Annotated in this window: 10 protein-coding genes; 1 reads left to right on the forward strand and 9 read right to left on the reverse strand. The window is 44.6% G+C overall.

What is annotated here, in order from left to right; genetic code table 11:
• Nucleotides 1-2: 2 nt before the first annotated feature.
• The 4 genes from QEZ41_RS09415 to QEZ41_RS09430 are packed head-to-tail and all read right to left on the reverse strand — an operon-like array spanning nt 3 to nt 2,779.
• Nucleotides 3-896 carry a lysylphosphatidylglycerol synthase domain-containing protein gene (locus QEZ41_RS09415; RefSeq protein WP_289411208.1) on the reverse strand — a complete coding sequence of 298 codons (894 nt, stop codon included), beginning with the start codon at nt 894-896 and terminating at the stop codon, nt 3-5.
• Nucleotides 889-1,509: a glycosyltransferase gene (locus tag QEZ41_RS09420; RefSeq protein WP_289411209.1), complete on the reverse strand. Its 621-nt coding sequence runs from the start codon at nt 1,507-1,509 to the stop codon at nt 889-891. Before QEZ41_RS09420 ends, QEZ41_RS09415 begins: the two co-directional genes overlap by 8 nt.
• The gene (locus QEZ41_RS09425) at nt 1,500-2,108 is read right to left on the reverse strand and encodes a glycosyltransferase (RefSeq protein WP_289411210.1); all 609 of its coding nucleotides are present in this window, start codon (nt 2,106-2,108) and stop codon (nt 1,500-1,502) included. The genes QEZ41_RS09420 and QEZ41_RS09425 overlap by 10 nt, the downstream gene beginning before the upstream one ends.
• Nucleotides 2,108-2,779, reverse strand: a complete 672-nt coding sequence (locus QEZ41_RS09430) for a hypothetical protein (RefSeq protein WP_289411211.1) — start codon at nt 2,777-2,779, stop codon at nt 2,108-2,110. The genes QEZ41_RS09425 and QEZ41_RS09430 overlap by 1 nt, the downstream gene beginning before the upstream one ends.
• A gap of 93 nt (nt 2,780-2,872) precedes the next feature.
• Between QEZ41_RS09430 and QEZ41_RS09435 the strand changes: the two genes are divergently transcribed.
• Nucleotides 2,873-4,174, forward strand: coding sequence for an ISL3 family transposase (locus QEZ41_RS09435; RefSeq protein WP_289411212.1), 1,302 nt, complete (start codon nt 2,873-2,875; stop codon nt 4,172-4,174).
• On the opposite strand, the gene QEZ41_RS09440 is transcribed toward QEZ41_RS09435, so the two are convergent.
• The 5 genes from QEZ41_RS09440 to QEZ41_RS09460 form a co-directional block, all read right to left on the reverse strand.
• A complete protein-coding gene (locus QEZ41_RS09440) occupies nt 4,171-4,908 on the reverse strand; it encodes a glycosyltransferase (protein WP_289411214.1) in 738 nt (245 codons plus the stop codon). The two genes, QEZ41_RS09435 and QEZ41_RS09440, sit on opposite strands and share 4 nt — an antisense overlap.
• Nucleotides 4,909-4,948: 40 nt before the next feature.
• Nucleotides 4,949-5,968, reverse strand: a complete 1,020-nt coding sequence (locus QEZ41_RS09445; protein ID WP_289411216.1) for an NAD-dependent epimerase/dehydratase family protein — start codon at nt 5,966-5,968, stop codon at nt 4,949-4,951.
• A gap of 36 nt (nt 5,969-6,004) precedes the next feature.
• Nucleotides 6,005-7,282, reverse strand: coding sequence for a Vi polysaccharide biosynthesis UDP-N-acetylglucosamine C-6 dehydrogenase TviB (gene tviB / locus QEZ41_RS09450; RefSeq protein WP_289411218.1), 1,278 nt, complete (start codon nt 7,280-7,282; stop codon nt 6,005-6,007).
• A gap of 15 nt (nt 7,283-7,297) precedes the next feature.
• Nucleotides 7,298-8,413: a glycosyltransferase family 4 protein gene (locus QEZ41_RS09455; RefSeq protein WP_289411219.1), complete on the reverse strand. Its 1,116-nt coding sequence runs from the start codon at nt 8,411-8,413 to the stop codon at nt 7,298-7,300.
• Nucleotides 8,414-8,547: 134 nt separating this feature from the next.
• On the reverse strand, nt 8,548-9,663 hold the full coding sequence (locus QEZ41_RS09460; protein ID WP_289411220.1) for a glycosyltransferase family 4 protein: 1,116 nt from the start codon (nt 9,661-9,663) through the stop codon (nt 8,548-8,550).
• Nucleotides 9,664-10,079: the final 416 nt, after the last annotated feature.

The raw sequence follows: 10,079 nt of genomic DNA on the forward strand, positions 1-10,079 counted from the left end.
AATCACCTACCTTTACCAAGTAGCAATATCGGATAAAACAACAAGACTATCCCTATAGAAATCAGGCCAATAAATAATGAAGCGACAAAACCTGCTTCTGCACTGCCCCCCAGATAAGCCACAAAAAACATTGAACTAAGCTCACGCAGTCCCCAGCCACCAAAGCTTATCGGTAACGATGCTAAAAACGAAACGATAAAGGCGATCGACACAAGCTGCCAAGGATCTGCACCGGGTAAAATGCTCGAAAACATCTGAGCAAAGCAGAGCATCATCAAAATCATTCCGGCCGTCACAATCAGGGTAACCCTAAATAACCGAAAAATAGCCCCCCAGCTTAATAAGGTACGTAGCACCTGCTTTTCTTGTTCGTTCATTATCCACTTGACAAAAACCACCAGCGCGATCAAAGGCGCCACTAAAAACATAACCAAGTCGGTGATAGCCGTATTCTCTGCCAGCTGAAAATCGTAGATATAAATAAATCCCGATATGGCAAACACAGCACTTACGCCCCCGGCAAGAACACGTTCGTAGCCGGAAGCAGCCGAGTTTTCAATGGCAGTCACACCCAGTTGCTCCAGATATATCTGCCGCCCAGCAATCTGACCAAACACTGGAATAAAAAATAACGCACCTATATTACCTGCCATGCAGGCTTTCGCTACCGGATAAAAAGCAATGTCGTGGCCAAAATCCCGAAAAATGATCCATATGCGCACAAATGAGAGTAAAACAGTCCCCAAAAATAATCCTGCCACAGTCAGTAACGTACCTGGTCTGAACAACGCTAAATTAGCCGAAACGTCATCCAGTCCATCAAACCCAGCCATAGCAGCAATAAGCAACAATAATGAAACCACTAAAGCAAAATATTTTCTGTTAATTTTAAGCACCAAATACCGCCTCTGCAAAATATTCCGCAAGCACGGCGTAAGCACGGTTCTCCAGTAACCATTCCTTACCCTTTTGCCCCATTTCTGCACGCTGCTCAACGGGCATTTGTGCAATTTGTAGCAGCCGCTCAGCCAATTTTTCTGCATCACCCGCAGGTACAAAATAGCCACAGCTTGCTTCGTTGATCATGGAAGGATAGCCGGAGTAAGACGCTACAACAGGGGTGCCCGAAAGCATGTAATCAATCAACTTATTCAAAGACTGACCATAGTACCAATCTTTGGAAGGAAACGCTGAAAAATACACTACATCAGCATGCTCAAGCACAGCAGGAACCTGATGCCGATTGACTTTAGGTGCGAAAACCACGTTAGGGAGCTGTCCGTACTGCTCAATAAACTGTTGTTTCAAAGCACCTTCGCCCACTAGTACAAACTGAATACTCGTGTTGTCCTGTAAGCGCTCGGCAGCGGCAAAAAACACCTCTAGCGCATTGGTAATGCCGATCGTGCCTGCGTGTATAACTTTCATTGCGGGACTGGAGAGGTAGCGCTCTATATAGCCAGGCTCAAGCGGTTGATGGCTCTGCACCTGCTCGGGTGCTACTCCCATGGGTATGCAATACACCGGAGCAGTACTGCGCGACACCGCACGCACATGCGCACAAGATTGGGCATGGTACCAATAATGGCATCAGACTTTTCACAACCCAAACGCTCAATCCAGGCCAGAAAAAGTACAAACGGATTATTTTTAGAGGCTCCCCCTTCCTCCGTAATGGTTAATGGCCAGATATCACGCACTTCAAATATCAGCCTGCACTTGTATTTGCGTTTAAGCCACAAACCATTAAGCACCGTCAACAGCGACAGGCTAGACACGACAATGGCATCTGGCTTGGGCAACTGCTTTTTATTCAATCGCCATAGGTTCCACTCAAAATGAAACCAGCTCAATATACGAAGAAATGACTTTGCTACTCCATACTTCATTGTTTTCAACCAGACCAGCTGCATACCACTTTTCTGTTCCGTGGTGACTGCTTGCGTAAGGCGCGGCACCTCAACCAAATTATTCGAATCGGAGGTTATAACCACCACCGAATGACCGGCCTGCGCCAGCTCTTTCAACAAAAACCAAGCTCGTCCACCCGGCGTAGTCTTGGTCGCTGGAGAAAAGTACTTGGTCACATACCAGATGGTTTTAGGCATTAATAAAGCTTCTCATGCAAGCGCGGCATCGCATTGATCCGCTTAATGGTGTCAACAAAATCAAAACCTGTCGAAGCCAAGTACCAGCGCAAGTTGTCATGGCAAGGAGCATTTTCCACTTCGACCAACTGCAACGCCTGCTCACGGGTCAGCTCACCTTCACGCACCTGGTTGCTGCGGAAGGTGTCATGTTCGGTAAAGCCGGCCAACGTATAGTAAATGTAGTTATAAATCCCGGCGGTGCCATCACCAATACGCCAGGTTGTTGGTGTATCAGTTGCCAGCTCCCAGTCGTAGTCGGCAAGCAAGCTATTAATTTCTTTTTCAGACCACTGCCAATAATCAAACACATGGAAATAGTCTGATTTTTTCGCAGCACTGCGAAAGTACTCACCGCTCCAGGTGTCCCACAACGAACTATTAAAATAACCCGGACTTTTCAGCATCTGTTGCAGACGCTTACCTTGATAACGCAACTGCCCCATTTTTCCGCTGGCATATACTCTTTGCCGTTCAAAATCCGGCTCAATACCCAAGAATCCGGTCTTAAAATGAGTAACCTCTAACGGATTAACCCCCCACAGGTTAAGACTGATACCCGTATCTTCCTTAACCTTGTTCACATAGCGGAAAAAGTGCTTATCACCAGCCGTTAAAATGGCCCTTCGCATTTGAGGGTGTAGAAAAAATTTGACCGGCTGGAAAAGGAGTCGGGGATCTTAGAAAATGTAAGTTCCCACACCAACAAAAACTAAGCCCCCGACGTGAACAATCTTACCTTTTCTAGCCCTGATCTTTCCAGCTTTTGCCAACTAAATATCCTCGGCCTGACTGCCACTGGACAACATCTTTGTGCAGAACGCGCCGTCATCGAATGCCGTTTCACCAAAGCACCCGAGCCGTGCCCCAAGTGCGGGGCTGCTGGCGTTTCACGCGGCACGGTCGAGAGGCATCTTGCTCACACACCTTACGGGCAACGGCCAACTACATTGCTGCTGCGTATTCGTCGCTGGCGTTGTGCTTGTGGCTGTTTCTGGCACGAAGACACCAGCAGTGCCGCGCCGCCACGCTCAAAGCTTTCCCATGGGGCGATACGTTGGGGATTGGCAGCCATCGTGCTGGATGACTTGTCGGTCTCCCGTGTTGCGAGTCATCTTGACGTTGCCTGGCACACCGCCAATAACGCCATTATCAACGAAGGACGGCGCCTGCTTTTTAATGACTCGACACGTTTTGACGGTGTGACCGTGCTGGGCGTGGATGAGCATGTTTGGCGACATACACGCCGTGGTGACAAGTACGTCACCATCGTGGTTGACCTTACGCCCGTGCGTAACAAAACCGGGCCGGCCCGCTTGCTCGATGTGCTGGAAGGCCGCTCCAAACAAGCCTTTAAACATTGGCTGAAGAGTCGTCCCAAGCTGTGGCGTGACCAGATTGAAAGCATTGCCATGGACGGCTTCACGGGGTTTAAATCTGCGGCGCAAGAAGCCCTGCCTCAAGCCCAAACCGTGCTGGATCCTTTCCATGTCGTGCGCTGGGCAAGCAACATGCTGGATGAATGCCGCCGACGTGTGCAACACGACATCCTGGGCCGCAGAGGGCGTAAAAACGACCCGCTCTATAGAAGCCGTCGAACGCTACTGACTCGGATCAGCTACCTGTCTGACGCCAACAAAAAGCAACTGTTCCAGCTGTTTGCAGATGAGCACCACCTCGAAGTGGATTGCACCTGGAACATGTACCAACGGGTGGTCAGCGCCTACAACGAGCCGGATCGAGGGCGTGGTAAAAAACTCATGCAAGAGGTCATAAATATCATTACAGCCAGCGACTTGCCCAAAGCGCTCATCGAGGTGAAAGGCTTGGGGAAAACGCTGAAAATATACGCTCAGAGCATCCTTGCTTACTTCGACCGGCCAGGAACCAGCAACGGTCCAACAGAAGCTATCAACGGGCGGCTTGAGCACTTACGAGGTACGGCCCTAGGCTTTAGAAATTTAACCAATTACATAGCTAGGTGCTTGCTGAAGTCAGGAGGGTTTAGAAATCAGCTACACCCTTAAATGCGAAGAGCCGTATTAGAGTTGCCTGCGTCTGGCGATCCTATAAGCCAGTAGCGAGCTTTAACACCGCGCTGCTGCAGAATGTTACATGCTTCCACAAACTCAGCTACACCCTTGTCTTTCAGCAAGCGCGACGCTAAAGCGACAATAGGCTCATGATTAGCTTGCTCAGGTACCACAGGATAGTCTTGCAAAGACACACCTGAGCCACGAATCAAAACTGGTTTTTCATTACTGATTTTTAACCAATCCAGCAACAAAGTACGATCATCATCGTTTTGAAAAATTAGCTTTTGATTTTTATGACCAAACGCAAAGCGGTAAAGTGGATATAAAGCAGCACGTAAAAACCGATACTTAAACGTATTTTCGTTAAATAACGTACCCAAGCCGGCCACAGCAGAGACAACAGCAGGTACACCAGCCAAGCGCGCAGCAATCCCACCGTATAAGTACGGTTTGATTGTCACGAGGTGCACTACATCAGGTTTTATCCGCTTAAAAAGCTTGTACAGCTCAAATATGGTATTCAGTTCAGAAAAAGGATTTTTACCTTTGCGCGACATTGAGACGGATTGAAAGATAAAACCCTGCTCTTGCAAGCCTTGCGGACAGCAACCTGGACCAATCACATAAACTTCATGACCTTGCTCTAATAGCGATAAACCAATAGCTAATCTATGCGATATAAAATAAGCAGGATTATTTATAACAAATGCAAAGGTTTTCTTCATGATATGCGTCTATCGCTCTCAGTATTTACAGTCCCACTTATTATACGTGACTGATATACCAAGGCATGGCCTTGGCAATTCCATCCATAATTCGGTACTCAGGCGCATAGCCAAGTTTACTCGCAGCCTTACTAATATCTGCTTGCGAATGGCGTACATCGCCCACTCGGAAATCACGGTACACTGGCTTACGCACATATGGCCTACCGTTCTCAGCAAGTGCCGACTGCAAGGCATCGAACAAATCGTTCAGCGTAGTGCGATCACCCACTGCCACGTTATAGACTTCGTTCTTCGCCTCATCAGGCGCATTGGCAGCCAGCAAATTCATTTGCACTGTATTTTCAATAAAACAAAAATCACGGCTGGTTTCGCCATCGCCATTGATAAACAGCTCTTCGCCTTGAATCATTGCTGCCGTCCACTTTGGAATCACTGCAGCGTAGGCACCGTTAGGGTCCTGGCGCTTTCCAAAAACATTAAAATAGCGCAAACCAATGCAGTTAAAGCCATAGGTTTTCGCGAAAACATCGGCATACAGTTCATTCACATACTTAGTCACCGCATAAGGTGATAAGGGCTTGCCAATGTTTTCTTCCACCTTGGGTAACGCAGGGTGATCACCATAAGTCGAACTGCTGGCTGCATAAGTAAAGCTTTTGACCTGTGCATCACGTGCAGCAACAAGCATATTCACAAAGCCAGTAATGTTGGCTGCATTAGTGGTGATCGGGTCAGCAATCGAGCGCGGAACCGAACCTAACGCCGCCTGATGCAGCACATAATCCACACCCAGACAGGCTTTTTGACAATCCTCTAAATTACGGATGTCACCTTCAATAAACGTAAAGCCTGCCCACTGCTCCGGCGTGACCAAGCCTTGAACTTCATCAAGATTGTATTGATGCCCAGTCGCAAAGTTATCAAGGCCAATCACGGCCTGGTTGAGCTTTAATAAGTGCTCAAGCAAATTCGATCCAATAAAACCAGCCACACCGGTAACAAGCCAAGTTTTAGGCTCGCGGGTCAGACGTTTTAATAATGTGTCGTAAACAGTCATGTACTCAACCCAACCAGTGGGCCTCCTTGTTGGGCGTTATAAACGCAAATCACTTTCTTCAGCAGGCAGCAAGTACTTCAAGTCATATAAAATATGCTCTGACTTACCCAACGCGCGAATCTCGGCAGCGCCCATCTCTTTAAATTGCTGATGACCAACCGCTAAAATAATCGCATCATAGGTCGCAGCTTCAGGCTGACTGATTGGTGTGATTGCGTATTCGCGCTGAGCTTCTTCTACAGCAACCCATGGGTCAAACACATCTGCTTGCACACCGTAATCTTTTAACTCAGTCACAATATCTACAATGCGAGTATTGCGAAGGTCGGGGCAGTTTTCTTTAAAGGCTAAGCCCATCACCAACACACGCGCGCCTTGCACTTGAATACGCTTTTTCATCATAGCTTTAACCAACTGCGAGACCACGTACTGCCCCATGCTGTCGTTAATACGACGACCAGCAAGAATGATCTCTGGGTGATAGCCAATCGATTGCGCTTTATGCGTGAGGTAGTAAGGATCAACACCAATACAGTGCCCACCTACTAAACCTGGACGGAACGGCAAGAAGTTCCACTTGGTACCGGCAGCTTCCAAAACGGCTTCAGTATCAATACCCATCTTATTAAAAATCAGCGCAAGCTCATTAATTAAAGCAATGTTCACATCACGCTGCGTATTTTCAATCACCTTAGCCGCTTCAGCCACTCGAATGCTTTTGGCCTTATGCGTACCTACAGTGATGATCTCGTTGTACAGCGCATCGACAATATCGGCAATTTCTGGCGTTGAACCTGCCGTGACTTTTTTGATATTGGTCACACGGTGTTCTTTATCACCAGGATTAATACGCTCTGGGCTGTAGCCCGCATAAAAATCTTGGTTAAAGACCAAACCCGATACCCGCTCAAGTACGGGGACACAGTCTTCTTCTGTTGCGCCGGGATACACAGTCGACTCGTAAATAACGATATCGCCTTTTTTTAACACCTTGCCAATAGTTTCTGAGGCTTTAATCAAAGGCGTTAAATCTGGGCGTTTAAACTCATCGATAGGCGTTGGCACAGTAACAATAAAAACATTACAGTTTTTTAAATCGTCTAGATTCGAGGTGTAGCTAAGTAGTGCTGCTTGAGCTAGCACCTCGTCACTCACTTCTAAGGTACTGTCATGACCGGCTTGCAGCGCTGCAATACGAGGTTGGTTAATATCAAAGCCAACAACTGAACGCTGTTTACCAAACTCTACAGCAAGAGGAAGGCCTACGTAGCCAAGACCGATTACGGCTAGTTTTATTTCTGAGAGTGCTTTCATAGGTGTTCCTTCTGTTTAACTATTCCAAACGTCATGATATTTATTAATCATGGTTTCGATACTGAAATGTTCTAAAATTCTATTACGTGCTTGGTTTTGCAGTTCTAACCACTTTAAAGAGTCTTGTTTTAGCGTAAGTGCCTGTGTAATAGCTGAAGCTAACTGACGACTATCCTGCGCTGGCACAACCCAGCCTGCTTCACCAACAATTAAAGCTGCATCACCGACATCAGTGCTTACACAAGGTGTTCCACACGCCATAGCCTCGGCAATAACGTTTGGAAACGCTTCACTGGAAGAACTTAAAATATGCAGATCTAACGCATTCATAATGGCTGGAATATCGTTACGCTGCTCAAGCAAGACGATATGTGACTGCAACCCTTGCTTTTCAATTTCGCTTATCAATTCGTTATTCGTCGTACTTAAGTCTTTACCCACTAAAAGGCATTTAAAATCAAATTGATGTTTGAGTTGAGACAAGGCTGCCAGAAGGTTGGTGTGATCTTTTAGCGGGTCGTACCTACCCACCATACCGAGCAAAACAACATTTTCGTTTAGCAGTAATTCATTTCTGGTATCAAGCGCAAGCTGGCTATTAGGGGTGAACTTATCCAGCTCATAACCATTAGCAATCACAACCATTTTATTGCGTTGATAGCCGTTTTTTGCATGCACTGCTAAGGCTTTATTAGCGCAACAAATAATCTGCTTTGGTATAAAAGGACTGATCCAAGAACAAAACTTAGCTATAAGGATAGTGTTACGCTTCGATTTACCTTTTTCAAGGACTGAGTGGCGAATATTCCAAAATATATTTTTGACACCAGCTAAGCGTGCTATCACGCCACCAATTAAATCTGCGTGATACATCCAAGTTTGTACTGCATTTGGCTTTGATTTTTTTAACAGCTTATAGAGGCTATATAGTCCAGAAAAAGTTATTCTGCCAGCAGGCATGTTTAAGCAATGCACCTCTACACCAGTTTCTTGCAATAAAGGCCCATACTTACCCATACCCATTAAAGAAATAACTGTATGCGTAACGCTTATATCGTTGGTGCACAGGCGATATAACACAGCTTCGGCACCGCCATTATTAAGACCAGTTATAATGTGAGCGATTTTCATAACCAACTCTACTTTTGTGATTTATAAAATAGTATACGAAAATTTATTTTTGTTAGCGTTATTGATGTTAGCAATAGGCATATAAAAGACATAATAAAACTAATTGGCAATATTAAATTGATTTTTCGTGGAAATCAAAAGTTGATTAAATTCTGAGCTCGCATTTTCCAAGTATAGGCAGTTAAGAAATCATATAAAGCTTGTTGACCAAGCTGATTTCTTAATTCCTCATCTGCAAGTTTATTAATTGCATCAACCCATTCGTTTACATCGACTGAATTAACTAAAATTGCATTTCTTTCATTTAACACTTCGCGCAATACAGGCAAATCTGAGCAGATTATTGCTTTACCATGCGACATATATTCGAATATTTTCAATGGTGACATAAATTTACTAGTATCACCCTTTCCACCGTAAACACTTACAACACTAGCATATGGCGCTAGAAAGATATCAATTAAACTACATATAGAGCTTGCTTCTGCAGGGCTAACAAAACCATAGAAATAGACATTTTCGATATTTCTGCTATTTAATTCCCTTTTCCAGTATGAAATATCACTTTCAACTCCTCCAACTATATGAAAGTTAGCGTCACTGATTTTTTCTGCACTATCTAAAATAACATCTATACCCCTGCCCTTATATAGATGACCTACATATCCAATCTGCAATACATCAAATCTCCCTTGAAGCCCCTTTTTATTTTCAGCGTTTACCACCTCATCTGCCCCGTCATGAGCAACAAAAATTTTCTCTTGATATTTAGCAATAGCACCATCTTTTATAAAAATATTTTTTAACGCTTCTGAAATAACCACTAACCGTTTAAACTTTTTTCTGCGTAGCATAAATTTTAATAGGTTGAGCTTTATGCCACTTAATGGTGAATGCGCCTCGTAAATAGTCGCAAAGAAAAAGGAAGACAAGAAACAGCTTAAAAAATCTCGGCCATAAATTAAATTCTGCTTAGAAAAAAACAAACTACACAAACAGGCGAATGCATAAATGAAACTTCGTACAAACCTAACTTGCGGGTAAGGCATTTTTTTAATATGAAATGTACTATCAACACCGTAAAACTCATAAACATCTGAAACGCCTTCTTCTTGCTCCTGCTTTCGATTCGGCGCATAAAGGGTAACTTCATGCCGATTAGCTGAAAAAGCATTACACATCTTCATTACATGCACAGAATTAGCTGCACGGGATGGAATTATTGAACTAGATAGATAAGCAATCCTCACAGTTTCAACCCTGTTTTCAAATGTATTTCCAAGCTTACTAATACTATATGTGCATCAGCATAATTACTTTTATTGGAAAGGTGATTATTTGGAATTTTCATTACATCTATCCATATTATGATTATAATATTTCTAGCCCTTCGCAAATGTGGGTGTAGCAAAAAAATGACCGGCTAGAAAAGGTGTTGGGGTACTTGGAAAATATGAGCTTCTATACCAACAAAACCAAGCACTCAACGTGGACAATTTTACCTTTCTTGGCCCTGTTCTTTCGAGCTTTTGCCAACTTAATAACCTCAGTCTCATTGGTAAGGTAAGAGGAGCTATAGTCATTTGTGGGGTAATCCCCCCATTTGTAACAGGGTTCAAAAGTAGATGTTAGGCCACTATGGCCAACTTTTGTTTAGGGGTAATAC

This window comes from Thiopseudomonas acetoxidans (genome assembly GCF_030362935.1).
Classification (GTDB): Bacteria; Pseudomonadota; Gammaproteobacteria; order Pseudomonadales; family Pseudomonadaceae; genus Thiopseudomonas; species Thiopseudomonas acetoxidans.